This is a genomic window from Mesorhizobium sp. WSM4307, assembly GCF_007003945.1.
In the GTDB taxonomy this organism is placed as follows: Bacteria; Pseudomonadota; Alphaproteobacteria; order Rhizobiales; family Rhizobiaceae; genus Mesorhizobium.
Genome location: NZ_VFTB01000002.1, coordinates 378,132 through 398,298, shown reverse-complemented (window position 1 = coordinate 398,298; position 20,167 = coordinate 378,132). Strand labels below are relative to the sequence as shown.

Annotated in this window: 12 protein-coding genes; 8 read left to right on the top strand and 4 right to left on the bottom strand. The window is 64.6% G+C overall.

What is annotated here, in order from left to right:
* Window positions 1-31 precede the first annotated feature (31 nt).
* Genes FJV83_RS05535 through FJV83_RS05505 form a run of 7 tightly spaced genes read left to right on the top strand, consistent with a single transcriptional unit; the run spans window position 32 to window position 6,348 of the window.
* On the top strand, window positions 32-727 hold the full coding sequence (locus tag FJV83_RS05535; RefSeq protein WP_246691803.1) for a DUF4129 domain-containing protein: 696 nt from the start codon (window positions 32-34) through the stop codon (window positions 725-727).
* Entirely contained in the window at window positions 724-1,938 is a 1,215-nt protein-coding gene (locus tag FJV83_RS05530) for a DUF4350 domain-containing protein (RefSeq protein WP_142884774.1), read from the top strand. The genes FJV83_RS05535 and FJV83_RS05530 overlap by 4 nt, the downstream gene beginning before the upstream one ends.
* Window positions 1,925-2,881, top strand: a complete 957-nt coding sequence (locus tag FJV83_RS05525; protein ID WP_142884775.1) for a MoxR family ATPase — start codon at window positions 1,925-1,927, stop codon at window positions 2,879-2,881. The genes FJV83_RS05530 and FJV83_RS05525 overlap by 14 nt, the downstream gene beginning before the upstream one ends.
* Window positions 2,878-4,182: a DUF58 domain-containing protein gene (locus tag FJV83_RS05520; RefSeq protein ID WP_142884776.1), complete on the top strand. Its 1,305-nt coding sequence runs from the start codon at window positions 2,878-2,880 to the stop codon at window positions 4,180-4,182. Before FJV83_RS05525 ends, FJV83_RS05520 begins: the two co-directional genes overlap by 4 nt.
* Window positions 4,179-5,198 carry a stage II sporulation protein M gene (locus FJV83_RS05515; RefSeq protein ID WP_142884777.1) on the top strand — a complete coding sequence of 340 codons (1,020 nt, stop codon included), beginning with the start codon at window positions 4,179-4,181 and terminating at the stop codon, window positions 5,196-5,198. The genes FJV83_RS05520 and FJV83_RS05515 overlap by 4 nt, the downstream gene beginning before the upstream one ends.
* Window positions 5,185-6,048: an RDD family protein gene (locus FJV83_RS05510; protein ID WP_142884778.1), complete on the top strand. Its 864-nt coding sequence runs from the start codon at window positions 5,185-5,187 to the stop codon at window positions 6,046-6,048. The genes FJV83_RS05515 and FJV83_RS05510 overlap by 14 nt, the downstream gene beginning before the upstream one ends.
* Before the next feature lie 24 nt (window positions 6,049-6,072).
* Window positions 6,073-6,348 (top strand): hypothetical protein, encoded by a 276-nt coding sequence (locus tag FJV83_RS05505; RefSeq protein WP_142884779.1) that lies wholly within the window; start codon window positions 6,073-6,075, stop codon window positions 6,346-6,348.
* 19 nt (window positions 6,349-6,367) lie between these two features.
* On the opposite strand, the gene FJV83_RS05500 is transcribed toward FJV83_RS05505, so the two are convergent.
* Window positions 6,368-7,054, bottom strand: coding sequence for a D-lyxose/D-mannose family sugar isomerase (locus tag FJV83_RS05500; RefSeq protein WP_095770488.1), 687 nt, complete (start codon window positions 7,052-7,054; stop codon window positions 6,368-6,370).
* 185 nt (window positions 7,055-7,239) lie between these two features.
* On the opposite strand from FJV83_RS05500, the gene FJV83_RS05495 reads away from it, so the two are divergent.
* A complete protein-coding gene (locus tag FJV83_RS05495) occupies window positions 7,240-8,298 on the top strand; it encodes a D-TA family PLP-dependent enzyme (RefSeq protein WP_142884780.1) in 1,059 nt (352 codons plus the stop codon).
* A 28-nt stretch (window positions 8,299-8,326) separates the two neighbouring features.
* Here the strand turns inward: FJV83_RS05495 and FJV83_RS05490 are convergent, their stop codons facing one another.
* From FJV83_RS05490 to FJV83_RS05480, 3 genes are all read right to left on the bottom strand, one after another.
* Entirely contained in the window at window positions 8,327-9,091 is a 765-nt protein-coding gene (locus FJV83_RS05490) for a heme ABC transporter permease (RefSeq protein WP_095770490.1), read from the bottom strand.
* A 162-nt stretch (window positions 9,092-9,253) separates the two neighbouring features.
* Complete coding sequence (locus FJV83_RS05485; RefSeq protein ID WP_095770491.1) at window positions 9,254-11,026, bottom strand: glucan ABC transporter ATP-binding protein/ permease; 1,773 nt, start codon at window positions 11,024-11,026, stop codon at window positions 9,254-9,256.
* Between the two features lie 380 nt (window positions 11,027-11,406).
* Complete coding sequence (locus tag FJV83_RS05480) at window positions 11,407-19,998, bottom strand: glucoamylase family protein (RefSeq protein WP_142884781.1); 8,592 nt, start codon at window positions 19,996-19,998, stop codon at window positions 11,407-11,409.
* Between the last annotated feature and the right edge of the window lie 169 nt (window positions 19,999-20,167).

The following is a 20,167-nucleotide window of genomic DNA, read 5'->3' as shown; positions in this document are numbered from 1 at the left end:
TAAATCTGGCAAGATTAAAAGGCTTCGTCCAGTGGCCTTGCAATTGTCCAGGCGTATTGCCAGTGTCGGCACCAAACCGCAGGTGCAGAGGGGCGAGCGGGTAACAGTCGCACAGCCGCAGGACGCCGAATGGCTGGCAAAGATACACAAGCAGTTGCTTGCGGACGATTCCATCCAGTTTGACCTGCCGACGCTGGTGCAGCCCGAGCCGCCGGAATGGCTGCGGCCTTTCCTGGAAGCATTGGCGAAGATCGGCCCTTACATGATCTACCTGTTCTGGGGCGCGGTGATCGTCGGCGTCGCGGTCATCGCGCTTCTCGTTGCCCTGGAGACCAAGGGCGTGGCATGGCGCCTGCCGTGGCGGCGCGCCCGTAAGCAGGCAGAGGCGGAAGAGGCATGGCGCCCGGATGTTGGTGCCGCGCAGATCCTGCTGTCCGAGGCCGACGCGCTCGCCGCGCGCGGCGACTATGACGAAGCGGTGCATCTTCTGCTTCGCCGCAGCGTCGCCGACATTGCAGGGCGGCTGCCCGACTTTCTGCGCCCGTCGCTCACCTCGCGCGACATCGCCAGCGCCACATCGTTGCCGGCGCGGGCACGCAGCCCCTTCAGCGAGATCGCGCGCATCGTCGAGGCAGCGCTGTTTGCCCGCCGGCCGGTCGGAGCCGATGGCTGGCAGCAGGCGCGCGGCGCCTATGAACGCTTCGCCTTCAGGGATGCCTGGACATGAGCGCGCCGGCGGTCGAGGCCGCGCAGGAACCGTTCAACCGCAAAACCCTGTTCTGGGGCATTTTTGCCAGCCTGCTGGCGGCAGCGGGATTTTTCCTGCTGTCGACTTACGCGCCGGATTTTCGCCAGCCGGAAGGCGGCGGCACGCCGCTCTCCAAGGGCGGCTCCGGCTATGCCGGGCTCGTCGAATGGCTGAAACTCGCCAACGGACAGACGCCCCCGATGGCGCGTAGCGAGGAAGCGCTGAGCTCCGGCCTGGCGTCCGAATTCCTGCTGATCGTCACCATCGCGCCAAACAGCGACCCGGGCGCGCTGGCAAGAATCATCAAGCTTCGCTCGGGCAAGGCCACGCTGTTCGTGTTGCCCAAATGGATCACCTTGCCGTTGCAGGACCATGAAGGCTGGGAGATGAAGCTCGAACGGCTGCCCGATACCGTCGTCAATGACTGGCTCGGGCGCATCGCTAAGGCCAAGCTTGGCGAAGGCAAGAGTTCGGTCGGGCAGATCGACGTCGCCGGCCGCATGGTCGCCGCGCCGGAAGACCTGCAATGGGTCGCGGACGATCACCCCTTGATCGCGGCGGGCAATGGCAAGGCCGTTCTCACGGAGCTCGACGAAGGGCCGTTCTACATCCTGACCGACCCCGATCTTATCAACAACGCGGCGTTGAAGGATCCGCAAAAGGCGGCGGCGGCACTCGACATCATCGCCATGCTGGAGCCCGGCAAGGGCGCGGTGATGTTCGACCTGACGCTGCATGGCGTCGGGCAGAAATACGATCTTGCCAAGCTTTTGGTCGAGCCGCCCTTCCTGGCGCTGACGCTGTCGGTGCTGGCGGCGGCGGCCCTCGCCTTCCTGCATGGGCTCGGCCGGTTCGGGCCGCCGCGCACCGAGGCCCGGGCGATTGCCTTCGGCAAGCGGGCGCTGGTCGACAGCACGGCGATGCTCTTGAAGCGCGCCGGGCGGCTCGGGGAGCTCGGCGATCGGTATGCGGCGCTGATGCGTGCGCGTGCCGGCGCATTGCTCGGCGCGCCGCAAGGCTTGCCGGGCGAAGCGCTCGACCGCTGGCTCGATTCTCGCGACCGAAGCGAAACGCAGGGCTTCAGCCGTCGCTTCAAGGCCGCGAGCGAAGCCGGGACTCTGGCGCAAATGCATCAAGCAGCGGAAGCGCTGCATGACTGGACGACAAGGAGGCTCGGTGAACGTCGATGATGTGAGGGCCCTGGCGACCGCGATCAGGGAAGAAGTGGCGAAAGCAATCACCGGGCAGCGCGACACGGTCGATCTGATGCTGACGGCATTGTTCGCCGGCGGTCACATATTGCTCGAAGGCCCGCCGGGAACCGCCAAGACCATGACCGCGCGATGCTTCGCGCAAGCGCTTGGCGTCGCCTATGGCCGCATCCAGTTCACGCCCGACCTGATGCCTGGCGATATCGTCGGCTCCAACATCTACAATTTCCAGAGCGGGCAGTTCACGCTGACGCGCGGGCCGATCTTCTGCGACCTTTTGCTTGCCGACGAGATCAACCGCACGCCGCCGAAGACGCAGGCCGCCCTTCTGGAGGCCATGCAGGAACACGCCGTCACTTTCGACGGCACCACACATGCGCTCAGCCAGAACTTCATGGTGGTGGCGACGCAGAACCCGATCGAGCATCAGGGCGTCTACCCCCTGCCCGAGGCACAGCTCGACCGCTTCCTGTTCAAGCATCGGGTGAGCTATCCCGATCTCAAGGAGGAACGGGCCATCATCGTCCATCATGGCGGCGGCACCGCCTCGCACGATATTGCGCAATACGGCATCAACGCGCAGACGGACCGCAAGACGCTGGAAACAGCACTTGCCACGGTTGGTGACGTGACGCTGGTCGACGATGTCGTCGGCTATATAGCGGCCCTGGTGCGCCGCACGCGCGAAAGCCCGGACCTTGAGGTCGGCGCCAGCCCGCGGGCGGGCGCCATGTTAGCCCGGGCCGCACGCGCCAGGGCGGCACTCGACGGCCGCGCCTATGTCATCCCCGACGACGTCAAGGCGCTCGCCATACCAGCGCTGCGCCACCGCGTCATCCTGTCGCCGGCGGCGCAGATCGATGGGCGGCTGGTCGAGCAGATCGTTTCCGACCTGGTCGACCAGACGGAGGCGCCGCGTTGATCTACCCGACCGGCAGAGCGGTGTGGGCTGCGGCGGCGGGGGCGATCCCTGCCTTCCTCATCGCGCTTGCGCTGCCACATGTCTGGTACCTGGGCCTGCTGTGGATCTGTGTGCTGCTTGCATTTCTCGCGGTCGACGCGGCGGCCGGGCGTGGGCGTGCCTCGCTCAGCGCCAGTCTCTCGGCACCACCGCAGGTCGGCGTCGGCGGGCGCTTTACCGTGCATGTCGCGGCCAGCCTCGGCCAGCAGGCGCGCGTGCTGCAAGCGCGTGTCGGCCACGATCAGCGTGTGGAGCCGGTCGGCCACACAGGCGGCGCGTTGCCGGCGAATGGCGGCACGCTCGATCTCGAATTCACGGCGCGCAGGCGCGGCATTGCCAGTTTCGACCGGGTCTGGCTGCGCTGGAACGGCCCGTTCGGGCTGACCTGGAACCAGGTCGTGCTGCCGATGGACCGCAAGGTGGCGGTACTGCCCGACGTCAGCAGCGCGCGCGACGAGGCGATCACTTTGCTGCAGCGCTCCGCGCTGGCCGACGGCCACGCGCAGAGGCGAGCCGGCCAGGGCCGCGAGTTCGAGGCGCTGAAGGACTATCAGCCAGGCATGGGCCGGCGGATGATCGACTGGAAGCGCAGCGCCCGCCACGGCAAGCTTCTGGCGCGTGAGTTCAGGATCGAGGAGAACAACAACATCGTGCTGGCGATCGACAGCGGCCGGCTGATGTGCGAGCCGGTCGACGGCGTGCCGAAAGTCGACCGGGCGGTGACGGCGGCACTTCTGTCGGCCTTCATAGCGCTCAAGGGCGGCGACCTCGTCAGCCTGTTCTCCTTCGATGCCACGCCCCGCGTCTCGAGCGGCGCGGTGCGCGGCTCGCCGAGTTTCACGATGATCCAGAAGCGCGCCGCCGAGATCGACTATTCCGGCGAAGAGACCAATTTCACGCTGGCGCTGACGACATTGGCGGCCAAGCTCGACCGTCGCTCGCTGGTCATCGTCTTCACCGATTTCGTCGACCCGATCAGCGCCGAACTGATGCTACGCACCGTCGGCCGGCTGACCGAGCGGCATCTGGTGCTGTTCATGCTGATGAAGGATGTCGAACTGGAGACATTGGCCGACATGCAGCCCGCGAAACCCGAGGATGTGGCCCGCGCGGTCACCGCGGGCGGCCTGCTTCGGGAACGGCAAGTGGTGATCGGGCGACTGCGGCTGCTGGGCGCGCATGTGATCGAGGCCGACCATCAGCGGCTCGGTCCGGCCTTGGTCGAGCGTTATATCCAGCTCAAGGAGGAGAACCTCCTATGACGCTGCCCGCCGGCACCGATGCCGTACGCCAGTCGCTGGCAAGCTTCCGCCAGGAGCGCGAGGCCGACTGGAAGGCGTTCGAGGCGCTGCTGGCCCGCGTCGAAAGACGCGCGCCGCGCACGCTTTCTGAAGACGAGTTGCTGTCGCTGCCATTGCTCTACCGTTCTGCGCTGTCCTCCCTCTCGGTGGCCCGTGCGACATCGCTCGACAGCGCGCTGATCGCCTATCTGGAGGCGCTCAGCCTGCGCGGCTATTTCTATCTCTATGGCGCGCGACGAAGTTTGAGGGAGCTCGTCGGCGATTTCTTCCTGCGTGACTGGCCGGCGGCGATCCGCGATCTGTGGCGCGAGACCTGGGTGTCGGTCGCACTGACGGTGACCGGCGCCATTGCCGGCTACTGGCTGGTGGCCTCCGACAAACGCTGGTACGACGCCATCATCGCACCCAGCCTTGCCGGCGGGCGCAATCCGGATTCGTCGACCGAAGTGCTGCGCAGCGTGCTCTACGATGGCGGGAGCAGCCATTTCCTGTCCGGCTTTGCCGCCTATCTGTTCACCCACAACACGCAGGTGGCGATCCTGGCCTTTGCTCTCGGCTTCGCCTTCGCGGTGCCGAGCGTTCTGATCATCCTGATGAACGGATGCATGCTGGGCGCGCTGTTCCAGGTCTATGCGGCCAAGGGGCTGGGCTTGGAGCTTGGCGGTTGGCTGTCGATCCACGGCACGACGGAGCTGTTCGCCATTGCGCTGGCGGGCGCGGCCGGCATGCGCATCGGCACGCGCATCGCCTTCCCCGGCGAACTGACCCGGATGGCTGCCGCCGCCCAGGCCGGGCGGGTGGCGGCGACCGTGATGGTCGGCGTGATGATGATGCTTCTGTTTGCCGGCCTGCTCGAAGGCATCGGCCGGCAGACGATCACCAGCGATGCGACGCGCTACGCCATTGGCGGCGGCATGCTGACGTTGTGGATCGCCTATTTCTACCTGTTCCGGATGGTGCGACATGGCAACGGCTAGGAACCCTGCCGAGCTGACAAGGCCACTGATCACGCCGGAAGGCGTCGACCTCAGGATCAAGCTGGCGGACGCCGGTACGCGGGCTTCGGCCTTCCTGCTCGATGTGGTGATCATCGTCGCGGCCGCTGTTGCGGTCACCCTCGTCGTCATCTTCGGCCTCGGCGGCCTTGGCGTGAAGGAGGCGGAGCCGCTCTTCATCGTCTGGATCATCTTCATCTTCCTGCTGCGCAACGTCTATTTCATCGCCTTCGAGGCGGAGCGGCGGGCCGCGACGCCCGGCAAGCGGATCGTCGGCGTGCGGGTCGCCTCGCGCAGCGGCGCGGGTCTCACCGTCGACCAGGTCATCGCGCGCAACCTGATGCGCGAGATCGAGGTTTTCCTGCCGCTGTCGATCATCGCCGCGCGCGGCGGCGCCGGCGTCGCCGACACGCTGTCGACGATTTTCGGCCTGGTGTGGGCGCTGCTGTTCTCGCTGTTTCTATTGTTCAATCGCGACCGGCTGCGCATTGGCGACCTGCTTGCCGGAACCTGGGTGGTGGAGACGCCGAAATTCAAGCTGGTCGAGGACCTTTCGCAGCGAAAGGATCCGGTCGCCAGGCGCTTCCATTTCAGCCCGGCGCAGCTCGATGCCTATGGCATCGCCGAATTGCACAAGCTGGAAGAAGTGCTGCGCCGCGACGATTATTCTGCGATGAAAGCTGTGGCGGAAACGATCGGCCGCAAGATCGGCGCGAGGATCGAGCCGATCGATTCGAAGGCCTTTTTGACCGCCTACTACAGTGATCTGAGGGCGCATCTCGAGCGCAAGCTGCTGCTCGGCAACCGCAAGGCGGACAAGTATGCGCGGTAGCAACCTACAGCCTGCGGGACTGCCATGAACACATCGCCATCCGACCTCGAACTCCAGGAAATGGAGGCCCGGGCGGCCATGGCCCAGCCCGGACCGTGGAAGTCATGGATCGAAGGCCGGGATTTTCTAAGCGGATCGAATTTCATTCAAATCGGGGCAGGAGCTGGCCGAGGCAAAGATATCGAGCTGAGCGGCGCTACTGTCGCCGACCAGGATTTCATAGCAGCCGCACGCCAGGACATCCCTCGCCTTGTGGCCGAAGTCCGCAGACTTCGCGGAATCCTCGATCGTCAGGAATAAGGAGGCAGCGAGGCCTGCCCTACCTCAGCCACTTCTCATAGTCGGCCACCAGCAGGTGCACCGGGGCGACATCTTCGTCGATGTTGGAGAAGCGGCCGATCGGCTCGCGGAAAACATTGTCGGTGAGATCGTCGTTGACGGTCGACACCTCACCGATCAGCACATCCTTGCCCTCGGCCCAGAAGGCATGCCAGACGCCCGGCAGCAGCGTGACGCTCTGGCCCGGGTCGAGCTTCAGCAGGCCGCCAGCCGGCAGCCGGTGGATGGTTCCATCGACGGGCACCGACACCTCGGCCTTGAGATCAATGCCGCCGTCGCGGTCGTGCATGAACAGTTCCAGCACCAGCTTGCCGCCGCCACGGTTGATGATGTCCTCGGCCTTGATGTTGTGGCGGTGCATGGGCGACAGCTGGTCCTTGCGCGAGATCATGATCTTCTCGGCATAGAGCATGCCCATGCCCTTCTTCATGTCCTCGTAGCGGCCGTTGCGCACGGTGAACAGGAACAGGCCGAGCTCGTTGAATTTTTCCTGGCCGTAATCCGTGATGTCCCAGCCGAGTCGCGAGGTATAGATCGCCGAGGAATCGACCTGGCGCGCCTTCATCTCCTCGGGCGACCAATAGGCGAAGGGCGGCATGATATAGCCGAACGAGCGGATGAAGGCGTCGGCTTCGCGGATGATGTCGTTGATGGCGGAGCGTTTCATGATCGTGACCCTTCGTGTGGATTTTTTAGACAAATCGCATAGCCGAACGCCGCTGCGGTGTCGATCCATCTCGCCGTGCCCGCGCCTGCGCTACTCGCGGATGGCCCAGCGGTCCGGTCCGCTGGCCGCATGACATCAAGCACTTTCAGGCTCATAAACCCTGCGAATTCTCACAGGGATAGAAGATGCCGACCGTCCACGATCTCGATACGCCGTCGATCCTGATCGACGCCGCTCGCGCCGAAGCCAACATTGCCCGCGCACAGGCCCACGCCGACAGGAACGGACTGAAGCTGCGGCCGCATATCAAGACGCACAAGCTGCCCTATTGGGCGAAGAAGCAGGTCGCGGCGGGTGCCGTCGGCATAACCTGCCAGAAGATCGGCGAGGCCGAGGTGATGGCCGATGCCGGGCTGTCCGATATTTTTCTACCCTACAACATCCTCGGCCGCGCCAAGCTGGAACGGCTGAAGGCGCTGCACGGCCGCGTAACTCTGTCGGTCACTTCCGACAGCATGGAAACGCTGGAAGGGCTGGCGGCCACTTTCACCGATTCCGGTCATCCTCTCCAGGTTCTGGTCGAATGCGACACCGGCATGGGCCGCTGCGGCGTGCAAACGGCTGATTGGGCGGTTGCGCTGGCAAGGCTGATCGACAAGGCCGATGGCCTCGCCTTCGGCGGGCTGATGACCTATCCAGCCGCTGGCCGCGCGGCCGAGGCCGAAGCCTGGCTTGCGAAAGCCAAGCAGGTGCTGGCCGCTTCAGGCCTCGCTTGCGAACGCATCTCCAGCGGCGGCACCCCGGACATGTGGCGCTCCAGCGATGCATCGGTCGTCACCGAATATCGTCCTGGCACCTACATCTATCTCGACCGCTACCAGGTCGCCAAAGGCGTGGGCACCTTGAGCGATTGCGCGCTGACGGTGCTGTCGACGGTGGTCAGCCACCCGACGGCAACCCGCGCCATCCTCGATGCCGGCAGCAAGGCGCTGTCCAGTGACACGCTGGGGCTGAAAGATTTTGGCGAGCTGCTCGGCGCTCCCGACGCAAGGGTCACCGGGCTCAGCGAAGAACATGGCACCGTCACGCTTTCCGGCGACGCGAAGCTGCGCATCGGCGAGCGCGTGCGCGTGGTGCCCGACCATTGCTGCGTCGTCACCAATCTGTTCAACGAGGTCAACCTGATCGACGGCGAGCAGGTGCTCGAAACGTTGCCGGTGGCGGCGCGCGGGCTGATGGCCTGACCGCCTACGGTCCAGTGACAGGTGGGTTTCAGGCCGGTTGCCGCTCCGCCTGCCGAGCCGCTACCCGCCGCATGGCGATCACCCGGCGGCGGCGGATTTCGGTGCGCATCGCCATCAGGTGCAGCGTGAAGAACAACGCCGTGAACCCGACGGCCATGACCAGCAGCGGCCAGAGCAGGCTGGGGTCGATGGTCGGGCCGCCGAGGCGGAACACCGAGGCCGGCTGGTGCAGCGTGTTCCACCAGTCGACCGAGAATTTGATGATCGGGATGTTGATGAAGCCGACCAGCGTGATGATGGCGGCGGCCCACGCGGCGCGGCTGGCGTCGTCGAGCGCACGGGTCAGCGCGATGATGCCGAGATACATCAGGAACAGCACGAAGACCGAGGTCAGGCGCGCGTCCCAGACCCACCAGGTGCCCCACATCGGCTTGCCCCAGATCGAACCGGTAATCAGCGCCAGTGCGGTGAAGACGGCGCCGATGGGGGCCGCCGATTTCAGCGCGACATCGGCCAGCGGATGCCGCCAGACCAGCGTGCCAAGGGCTGAGACCGCCATCAGCGAGTAACACATCATGGCGAGCCATGCGAAGGGCACATGGATGTACATGATGCGCACGGTGATGCCTTGCTGGAAGTCCTCGGGCGCGGCGAAACTCATATAAAGCCCGACGGCAAGGATGAGCGCGGCGATCGTCGCCAGCCATGGCACGACCTTGTCGGCCAGCCCAACGAAGCGCGTCGGGTTGGCAAGGTCCATCCAGCCGCTCAGGCGTGAAGTCGTGTCGCTCATGCGGCTTTACATAAACCGCCGGCGCGATTGGGGCAATCGAGCGGCGGTGTCGCAGGCTTGGTTACCCCCTTGTTGGGAGGGTCGCTGCGAAGCAGTGGGGCGGCACTGCCCCACCGGGACCTTCGGTCCGACCTCCCCACAAGGGGAGGTAAAGAACAATGATTACGCTGCCTCGCCCTGCACGGAGCGGCTGAGGCGGCGGACTTCCTCGTCGTTGAGCAGGCCGCCGGCGCGCAGCAGGCTGGCAAAGCGGCCGTTGCGCAGCGACAGTTCGGCGAAGCCACCCATTTCGACCACCCTGCCCTTGTCCATGAACACGACCAGATCGGCGTCGCGAACAGTGGTCAGGCGGTGGGCGATGATGAAGGTGGTGCGGTCGCGCCGCAATTCGTCGATCGCTTCCTTGACGCGGTCCTCGGTCTCGACGTCGAGCGCGCTGGTCGCCTCGTCGAGCACCAGGATCGGGGCGTCCTTCAGCACGGCGCGAGCGATGGCGATGCGCTGGCGCTCACCGCCCGACAGCTGGCCGCCACGTTCGCCGACCACCGTGTCGTAGCCATTGCTCTTGGCCAGGATGAAGTCCTGCGCGGCAGCCGCGACGGCCGCGGCATGGATCTCGTCATTGCTGGCTTCGGCACGGCCGACGCGAATGTTGTCCTCGATCGAGCGGTTGAGCAGTCCGGCATCCTGGAACACGGTGGCGATCGAATGGCGCAGCGACTTGCGGGTCACGGTGCGGGTATCGATGCCGTCGATCAGGATGCGGCCGCTGGACGGCGAGAAGACGCGCTGCAGCAAATTGATCAGCGTGGTCTTGCCGGCACCCGTCGGTCCGACAATGGCGACGGTCTGGCCGGCCTGAACCTCGAAGGATACGTCGCTGACGCCCTGTCCCGAATTGGCGAACTCGAAGCAGACATCCTCGAAGCGGACATGGCCGGTGACATTGGTGAGATCGCGCAGGCCATCCGGTTCGGCGGCATCGGCGGCCGAGTCCTCGAGCTTGTAGAACTCCTCGAGTTTGGCGCGAGCCTCCGAAATCTGGTTGGCGAAAGCCGACATCTGGTCGAGCCGCGAGATCAGCAGCGTGGCGAAGCCGGTGAAGGCGATGACATCACCGACGCGCAGCTGGCCATGGGTCACCAGATAGGCGCCGATCAGAAGCACCACCATCATCGAGATGGTCGACGAGAGGCGATTGAGCGCATTGGCGATGGCCCACCAGTCGAGCACCGGGTTCTGGGCGTCGAGCAGGTTCTTGACATAGCGGCGCAGAGTCTCGGCCTCATGGCCAAGGCGGTTGTAGCTCTGGAGAACGGCGACGTTGCTCACGGAGTCCGTCACATGGGCGAACACCTTGTGATAATGGCGCTCCACGGCGGCCTGGCCCCCCTTGGTGCGCTTCATCACCAGACGGCCGATGCCGACATAGAGCACGCCAAGCGCGAGCAGCACCATCGACATACGCACATCCATGCTGAGCGCCGTCGGCACGAGCAGGACGAGCGCGACAGCCGTGGACAGATGCTGGCGCATGAATTCGAGCCACAGGCTGAACAGCGTCTCAACGGCACGCAGCAGCGTGTGCAGGGCGTTGGACGTGCCGCGCTGATGATGCCAGGCGAGCGGCATGGTGATGACGCGCTCGAACGATTGGCACAGCACTTCGCTACGCCGGGCGTGAGCAAAGCGGTCGGCGCCGCGCGCCACCAGGACGAAAGCGATGACGTTGAAGGCGCCCAAACCGGCCCATACGGCAAGCGTGGAGAAAACCGAGCCATGCGCGGAGATGGCATCGATCACCCGGCCAAACATGATCGGCTCCAGGATGGCGATGGCGGCAAGTGCGACGTTGGCACCGCAAATCAGCGCGACGCGCCTCTTGTCGGCGGCCAGATAGCCCAGCGCTCTCCAATAGATCTGCAGAAGTGACACTTCAGCTACTCCGCCAATTCTCTACTGTGCTCAATGCGGTATTGTGCACTGCACCATTGCTTGACACGTAACGGTTGACGCGTCGCAAAACAATGCCCGTCTATCGCTTCCGTTCCCATTTAGCGAACAAAAGATGACGACGATGCGAAATCTGACGTGATCACCTAACGGTTTGAGATAAAAGGTGAAATGTCAGCCTTGCGGCAAAATCATGGCAGCAGCCGAGCAGTGCCACATTTTTAATCACGGCAGGCTTGCATGAATTGTCCGACGACGCCTGGCGGACGCTGGCGGACGCCGTCAGCGACCGCACGCAAGTAAACATTCGCGGCATCGCGCGTCCCGAAGGACGCGCGATCTATCGACCTAAGACGTTGAATTTACGCCGGTATCTTGACCACGACCTCAGTCTGGGTGCCGGCTTTCGGTTCGAAGGAGGCGGACTTTGTTTTCGAACCATCGACTTCGAGCGAGATCGTCTTGGTTTTTTTGTCGCGAACGACGTGAACCTTGATCTCGGCGCCCAGCATCTTGAGGGAAGCCTGGTAGCCATCCCAATGGCTGGGCAGTTTCGGCCGGAACGTGATCTGCTTGCCGCGCCGTTCGATGCCGAGGATGCCTTCGACCGCTGCCCGGTAGAGCCAGCCCGCCGAGCCGGTGTACCAAGTCCAGCCGCCGCGCCCGCCCTTGTCGTCTCCGGCATAGATATCGGCGGCCACCACATAGGGTTCGACGCGGTATTGCTCGGCCGAGGCCTCGTCGGAGGCGTGGTTGACCGGATTCAGCATCGAGAAGCAGCGATAGGCTTCGTCGGTTTGCCCCATCTCGGCCAGCGCGATGACGAACCACGTCGCCGCATGCGTGTACTGGCCGCCATTCTCGCGCACGCCGGGCGGATAGCTCTTGATGTAGCCGGGGTCCTTCTGCGTCTTCGAGAAGGGTGGCGTGAACAGTTTGACGATCTTGAGCTTGTCGTCGACGAGCAGGCTGGTCGCCTGCTGCATCGCCGTCGTCGACCGCGCCGGGTCGCCCTCGCCTGAAAGCACGCTCCAGGACTGGGCGATGGAATCGATCCTGCACTCTTCGGAGGTGCGCGACCCCAAGGGCGTGCCGTCGTCAAAACTGCCGCGCCGGTACCACTCGCCGTCCCATGCCGTGCTCTCGAGCGCCCGCTTCAGCGCCTCGGCATGCTTTGCCCAGGCCTGGGCGCGCTTGTTGTCGCCCTCGCTCTTGGCGACGGCGGCGAAGTCGCCCAGCGTCTTCAGCAGGAACCAGCCCAGCCACACGCTCTCGCCCTTGCCGTGCTCGCCGACACGGTTCATGCCGTCGTTCCAGTCACCGCCAAGGATCAGCGGCAGGCCGGCAGGACTGCTGCGCTTGATGGCCAGGTCGAGCGCGCGCGCGCAATGGTCGTAAAGCGACACCGTCTTCTTCGAGATTTCGGGAGTGAAGAAGGCGTCATGCTCGCCCTCCCCCAGCGCCTGCCCGTCGATGAAGGGCAGTTGCTCCTTGAGGATGGCGGCGTCGCCGGTCACGGTGAGATAGCGCGCCGTGGCGTGGGCCAGCCAGACCACGTCGTCGGAAATCAAGGTGCGCACGCCGGCCCCGGTGCGCGGCAGCCACCAATGCTGCACGTCGCCCTCCGGGAACTGCCGCCGCGCGGCGTTGAGGATCTGATCGCGCGCCAGTGTCGGATCATGCGCCAGCAGTGCCAGCGTGTCCTGCAGCTGGTCGCGGAAGCCGAAGGCGCCGCTTGCCTGGTAGAAGGCCGAGCGGGCGCGGATGCGGCAGGCAAGGCTCTGATAGGGCAGCCAGTGATTGACCATGGCATCGAGCGCCTTGTCCGGCGTCTCGACCTGAATGGTGTCGAGGAAACCGCGCCACTCGCGCTCATTGTCGGCCAGACGCTGATCGAAATCCTTGCCCCGATGCGTCTGCACCAGCGCGCTTGCCTGCGCCGGGGTGTCGGCATCGCCGAGCAGCCAGAGCAGCGTGACGTCGCCGCCGGCCGGGATCTCGACGTCGCGGGCGATCGCCGCGCAGGGATCGTCGCCAGCCTCGACACGGCCCGACAGGGCCGCGCCGGTCAGCACAGCCTGCGGCAGTTCGCTGGACCCGTGCCGGCCGAGGAACTCCGACCGATCCGATGTCACCGAATGGACAGCGGCGTCGGCGGCCAGGAAGGCGACGCGCTCGCTGAAATCGAGCCCATAGGGGTTTTGCGCCAGCAATGCGCCGGTCGCCCCGTCGCGGGATGAGACGATGGTGGCGGCCGTCCGCGACCGATGTCCGCCAAGCACCCATTCGGCATACGCATAGACGCGCAGCCGCGCCGGCACCGGGCCAGAATTCTGGATGCGCAGCCGCGTGATCTTCACTGGATCGACGGGGTCGACCACATGGGTCAGGTCCATCGATAGCGGCCCGCGCTTCGAGCGGAAGGTGGAGAAGCCCTGGCCATGCCAGGCCTCGTAGGTCATCGAGGGATCGCGCACCACCGCAGCGATCGGCGAGAACGCCCTGCCGCTGGCCTGATCGTAGATATAGATACCCTCGCCCGGCCGGTTCGAGACCGGATCGTTGGACCACGGCGTCAACTGGTAGTCGCGGCTGTTGCGGCTCCAGGTGAAGGCTGCCCCCTCGGCCGACGTATGGAAGCCGAACGAGGCGTTGGAGACGACATTGATCCAGGGCTGCGGCGTGGTGCGTCGGCCGGCCAGGCGCACCACATAGTGACGTCCGTCGCCGTCGAAACCGCCAAAGCCATTCCATTGGCTGAGGCCAGAGCCATCGGCACTGACATCCGCCACGTTCTGCGGGGCAAAGGCATGCGCCGCCGGGATTTCGCGTGGAGCCGGCAATCCGATGGACGGCAGGCCGTCGCGCGCCTGCAAGGCAGCCGCCTCGGCCCGTTCGATCTGATCGAAGATGGTGCCGTTGCGCGTATGCAGCACCACCCGGGCGACGGCGAGCAACGTCTTGTAGGTGGTCTCTTCCATCAGGTCGCGGCGCACCGCGAAAATGTGCTGGCGGGGACCGAGTTCCTTGCCGCGCAGACGGCTGTTTTCGCACAGCGTCTCGACCGCGCGCTGCAGATCCTGGACATAGGACGAGGCCTGCTCGTTGACGACGACGAAGTCGATCATCATGCCGCGGGTGCGCATATATTCCTGGAAGCGCAGCGCCTGGGCGACGATCTCCAGATCGGCGACGTCGCCGATCCTGACCAGGAAGATCGGAAAATCGCCCGAAATGCTGGTCGGCCACAGGCTCGACTGCTTGCCGAGGCCCGAAGCGATGGATTCGGCCGGCAAGCGCAGGAACGCGTCGGGATAGATCAGGTAGCGCGCCAGTTTCTGCACATTGGCGGCGTCGGTCAGGCTGAGGCCCATATGGCGCGTCTGCACCTGGCTGCGCGTCCAGGCCAGCATGGCCTGACGGGCAAAGCTCTCCTGATGGTCGAGACGGTTTATCGCCTCTTCCAGTTCGGTGCGGTTGGCCCCGACCACGGTCCAGAAGGTCAGGGATATCTTCTTGTTTGCGGGCACCCGCACCTGACGGCGCAGCGAGGCGATGGGATCGAGCGTAAAGCCGGAATGACCGCCAAGTCTGGCGCCCGGATCGAAAGCGGCGGCATCGACGATCGAGCGGCCACGGCCGATAAAGGCGCGCCTGTCGGTCTCGGCCTCGGCATCGCGCGCCGGACCCGACGGATCGGTGACGAAATGCACCAGGTTGATATCGGGCTCGCTGGTTTCGCGCTTGCGGCGCGTGGCGAAGATCGCTCCGTTGTTGGCGGCGATTTCAGTCTCCACGAACATCTTGGAGAAGGCCGGATGCGCGTAATCGGAAGCCTCCAAACCCAGCACCAGTTCGGCAAAGGACGTCACCTCGATGAAACGATCGGACGTGCTTTCATTGTAGAGCGTGATGCGACGGCCCTCGCCATTGCCTTCGGAAACGACGATGCATTCGACCTCGGAGCGCAACGTGCCGACCAATTTGACGAAGCTCGCCTTGTCGTCGGAGAACAGGGTCTGCACCTTCTCCTCGGCCGCGCGCTTTGGCTCCGCCGTTGCCGACCACCAGTCTCCAGTGCTGACGTCACGCAGGAAGATGTAGGAACCCAGACGATCCTCGACCGGGTCCGGCTGCCAGCGCGTAACGGAAAGGTCGCCCCAGCGGCTGTAGCCGGAGCCGGTTGCCGTCACCATCACCGAATAACGGCCGTTCGACATCACATTGGTCGAACGCAGCGCCCGCAGGGGATCCAGCACGATGCGCGTGTCGGGGCTCTCGGTTTCGGTCTCGTCCTTGGCGCGCTCGTCCGCTTCGGTCCTGACGGTCGCGGTCGGGATGTCGCGCGGCGCCCTTTCCTGCAGCAGGAGTTCAGCCGATTCGATGACCGGATCGCTGTGGAAACGGTCGCGCAGACGACCCTCGAAGATCGCGTCGGCGACCGCCGCGATCGACATGCCCGAATGGTGCGCATAGTAATTCAGCACGACCGCGTGGTTGGTACCTTCAGGCACGCGCTGCGGCGTGAAGTCGACGGCATCGTAAAAGCCATGCGGGCCAAGCGCACCGATGCCGCGCAGACGCGCGAGATTTTGCACGGCTTCGCGCGGGTTGAACTGCGCCGCCATTATGGTGGCGTAGGGCGCAATCACGGTGTTCTGGCCAAGACCGCGCTTCAGCCCAAGCCCGGGCACGCCGAAATTGGTGTACTGGTAGGTCAGTTCGCGGTCGCGGGCGTTGTAGGCCGCTTCCGAGATGCCCCAGGGCACGTTTTTCTGGCGACCATACTGGATCTGGCGCTTGATGATCAGCTTGCTGGTCTGGTTGAGGATCGAGCCCTGCGCCTCCTTCATCACCAGTGGCGGCATCAGATATTCGAACATCGAGCCCGACCAGGACATCAGCGCGCCCTGGAAGCCGATCTCGACGATCGGACGGCCGAGCCGGAACCAATGTTCGGTCGGCAGGTCACCCTTGGCGATGGCGAACAGGCTGGTCAACCGCGCCTCGGAGGCGAGAAGGTCGTAGCAGCTTTCGTCGAGCTGGTGTTCCTCGACCCGGTAGCCGATCGACAGCAACTTGCGTTCCGGCCGCATCAGGAAGGCGAATTCCATCTCGAAGGCGAAACGACGGGTGCGCTCACGCAAGGTCAGGAGTTTGGCGCGCAGCGCTTCGACGGCGTTGTCGTCGCTGTGGGCATCATGGACATGTGCCTCGCAAGTGGCTTCCAGCCTCGCCGCCCAGTCGACGATGATGTCGCTCTGGGCCGAGCCCGCCTCGGTGTGGATGGCGGTGGCCAGCTTGCGGATCTCGCCCGCCAGCACGGCGAGGTTGATGGTGCGGATCGAGGCCATTTCCGGCTGCGCCTTGATCGTCTCGACGGCGCGCCGCATGCCGTCCAGGCGATCGACGAGACGCTGGCGCAGAGGCCTGAGCTGACGGCGGTCGTCGGGCAACTCATCGAGGCTTTCGCTCAGGATGGTGACCGTGTCGAGAATGCCTTCGAAATCGCCCTGGAGGTGAACGGAAGGCGCTTCCGCCCATTCGGCACAGGCAGCCGCCACAGCCACCAGATGGCCGGCGAGATTGCCGCTGTCGACAGCCGAAATGTAGAGCGGGTAGAGCGGCTTCAGCGTCGTGGTGTCGTACCAGTTGAAGAGATGGCCGCGGTGGCGCGGCATGCTCTCTATGGTCGTCATGGTGGCGTCAATGCGGGTGATGGCATCCGACAGGCTGATCCAGCCGAAATCGCGCGCCGAGACCACCGACAGGAGATAGACGCCGACATTGGTCGGCGACGTGCGCGGCGCCACGACCGGGGCCGGGCTTTCCTGGAAATTGTCCGGCGGCAGATTGTGATGCTCCGCCGTGACGAAGCTTTCGAAATAGTGCCAGGTGCGCCGCGCAATAGTGCGCAGCGTGTGGATATCGGCCTGCGATATGCGCAGCCGGTCCTCGGTTTCGGCCGAGCGGCTGATCCAGCTGGCGATCGCCGGCGAGCCTATCCAGAACAGGGCGAAGAAGAAGGCGACGAAGGCGCCGGTGGAATCGGCCAGCACCGGAATGGCCAGGCCGACGAAGCCGATGATCACGGCGCCGTACATCATGCCGTAATAGGAGCCGACATCGTTGTCGCCGGCCTTGTGGGCCTGGGAAGCGGTGCGCCATTCCAGGAGATTCTGGCGGCTGACGAACAGCCGGTAGAGCGTGCGCACGATGGCGTCGCCCATCATCCAGGCGTTGTGCGCCATCAGCACGATCTTCAGGGCCACCATGGCGGTGCCGAAGGCGACATCGCGCGCCAGCGCCGAGAAATGGCCGCGCGGTGTCTGGTCGCCGCTCTTGGGCAGGATGGCGTTGACGACATCGAAGGTCGGCGCCATGAACAGGCTGAGGATCAGCAGTGCCTGCCATTGCGCGGCCTGTGTGAAGGGCAGCAGGGTCCAGCCGGCGATCGCCGCCATCACCCAGAAGGTCGGCGTCAGCGAGCGGCGCAGATTGTCGACCATCTTCCAGCGCGACAGGGCCGGAACACCGGAACGCGGATCGAGGATGAAGCCCAGCAGCTGCCAGTCGCCACGTGCCCAGCGATGGTGGCGCGAGGCGTCGACCGAGTAGCGAGTCGGATAGTCCTCGACCAGTTCGACGTCGGTGACCAGTGCCGCGCGCGCCAGCGCGCCTTCGAGTAGATCGTGGCTGAGGACGGTGTTTTCCTCGATGCGGCCTTGCAGCGCGGCTTCGAAGGCATCGACATGATAGAGGCCCTTGCCGGTGAAGGACCCATCGCTAAAGACATCCTGATAAAGGTCGGAGACGGCGAAGACATAGGGGTCCAGGCCGCGATTGGCCGAGAACACACGCTGGAAGAACGAGGCCTCGTCGCCTGATGTCAGCGAAGCGGTGATGCGCGGCTGCAGGATCGTGTAGCCGGCGGTGACGACGCGCCTGGCGGCGTCGAAATGCGGGCGGTTGAGCGGATGGCAGAGCTTGCCGACGAGGCTCGCCACCGCATCGCGCGTGGTGCGCGTGTCGGCGTCGAGCGTCATCACATGGACGACTTTTTCCGGCAGCGGCACGTCGAGCGGCAGGAAAGTCGTGTCGCTGTCGCCACGCAGCAAAAGGTCAAGCTCATGCAGCTTGCCACGCTTGCGCTCCCAACCCATCCAGGCCCCTTGAGCGGCGTTGAAGAGCCGGCGGCGATGCAGGATGTAGAAGCGCGGCGCGCCTTCCGTGGGATAGCGGGCGTTGAGACGGGCGATCTCGCCACGGGCATATTCGAGGATCTCGGTGTCGGCCGCATCGATCTCGATCTTGGAGTCGGGCCAGTCCGACAGCAGCGCGAAATGGATCTCGTCCACCAGATTGGCAAGGTAATGGACTTCGAGGTTGCGGATGTTTTCCTCGACATCGTCGCGCGAGCCGATGAGCGATGGCACAACCACCAGCGTGCGCGCCTCGGGCGGCACACCGTGCCTGTAGTCGTAGCCGATCAGGCGTGTCGGCTTGAGGAAGAGCGAGACAACCGTGTTGAAGAACGCCAGCGCGCCCTCGCTCGCCGGCACGGCAAACAGCGCCAGCATCAGGACGATCGAGGCCACCGAAAGGCCGAGATTGGCCAACGCGTTGCCGGTGACGACAAGAAGCAAGGCCGTCAGTGCGAAAACAGGCAGGACGATGCCCAACCATCCGGTCTTGGCGAAGGTCCGCTTGACCGTCTGGCTGATGGTGAGCCGATAGCCGATCGCTTTTTCCAGCTCCAGACGGCGCGGACCGACGAGGAAGAAGCCGACATCGGTATGCGCGGACGGAGCCGGAGCTGAATCGTCGCCATCGCCGGCCGATACGTGTTCGCTGGCGGCGTGTTCGCTAGCGGCCTGGCCGGCCAGTTCGATCGCCTTTTCGGCGACGCGGTATTCCGACAGGTTCGAGCGGCGGGCCAGTTCCTCGATCGCGGTGCGGTATTGGTCGCGCGAGAAGAAGTCGAGCGCGGCAAAATCGGTGCGCTCGCGCAGCACGGTGTCGATGCGGCTGACACCTTCGAACCATACCGTCCAGTCGACGTCGTTGATGAGGCGCAGGCCGCGGATGATGTTGCCGGTCGTCACATTGCCGCTGGACAGCGTGTGATGCTCGGAGATGATGATCTCCTCGGCATCGGAACCAGTCTTTTCGAGCTCGCCTTCCAGCCATTCCAGGGCCTTGCCGGCATTCTGCGAGCCATCGCGCAAGCGGTAGAGAAGCTGCGTGGCAAAGGTTGTGTCCTGCGCGTGAGTGCTGAAATTGGCCAGGATCGCCTGGCGGTCGGCACTCTCGTCGGTCGCCAGCACCTTGTCGGCCACATCGTTGGCGATCTGGCGCATCTGGCGGGTGCGATTGACCCTGACGGCCAGCCGGCGGAGATTTTCGATCAGCACGAAGCGCAAAAGCGACGGCAGCGCCCAGAGTTCACCGATCTTCAGCGGCTCGACCGACTGAAAACCCTGGACGATGGACTTGAACATGGTCGCCGAGACGGAACTGTCCGAATGCGCCACATAGGTCCAGGCCAGCGCCAGCGCGCGCGGCACGGTGCCGCCGTCAGGCAGTTTCAGCGTCGGCAGCTGACGATAGAAGCGGCGCGGCAGGTCGCGCTTGACCTGGAAAATGGTCTCCTCGACCAGATAGTTGTTATCGAGCAGCCATTGCGCGGCCGGGGTGATCGTTTCACCCTTGGCCTGCGCGGCATTGGTCGAACGATAGACTTCGAGGATCTTCTTGGCGCTGTCGCGGATGCGGGCCTGGAAATCGAAGGGGATCAGGCCGAACAGGTCGGCGAGATCGCCCTTTGCCAGGCTTTCGCCGAGCAGCCTCAGGCGCTCCTCCGGCAGGAATGTCGACCTTATCGGCTCTTCCGTGATGGCCGGGAAGCTCGCGCTTGTCTTCTCGATCTGGGCAGGATTCGTCTGAATATTCATTGAAAATTCCGTAAGCGGGCACTCAGCGGCGTCACCGCCACGGCAATGGCCCTAAAACCGGTTCAAATGCAATTGGTTGCATCAACCCCTATGCCGAAAGTTTGTTTCCGCACCACGACAGAGCGTCATCTTTCGACCAAACTCAAAGACGAGCGCCCCTCGCTCTCGT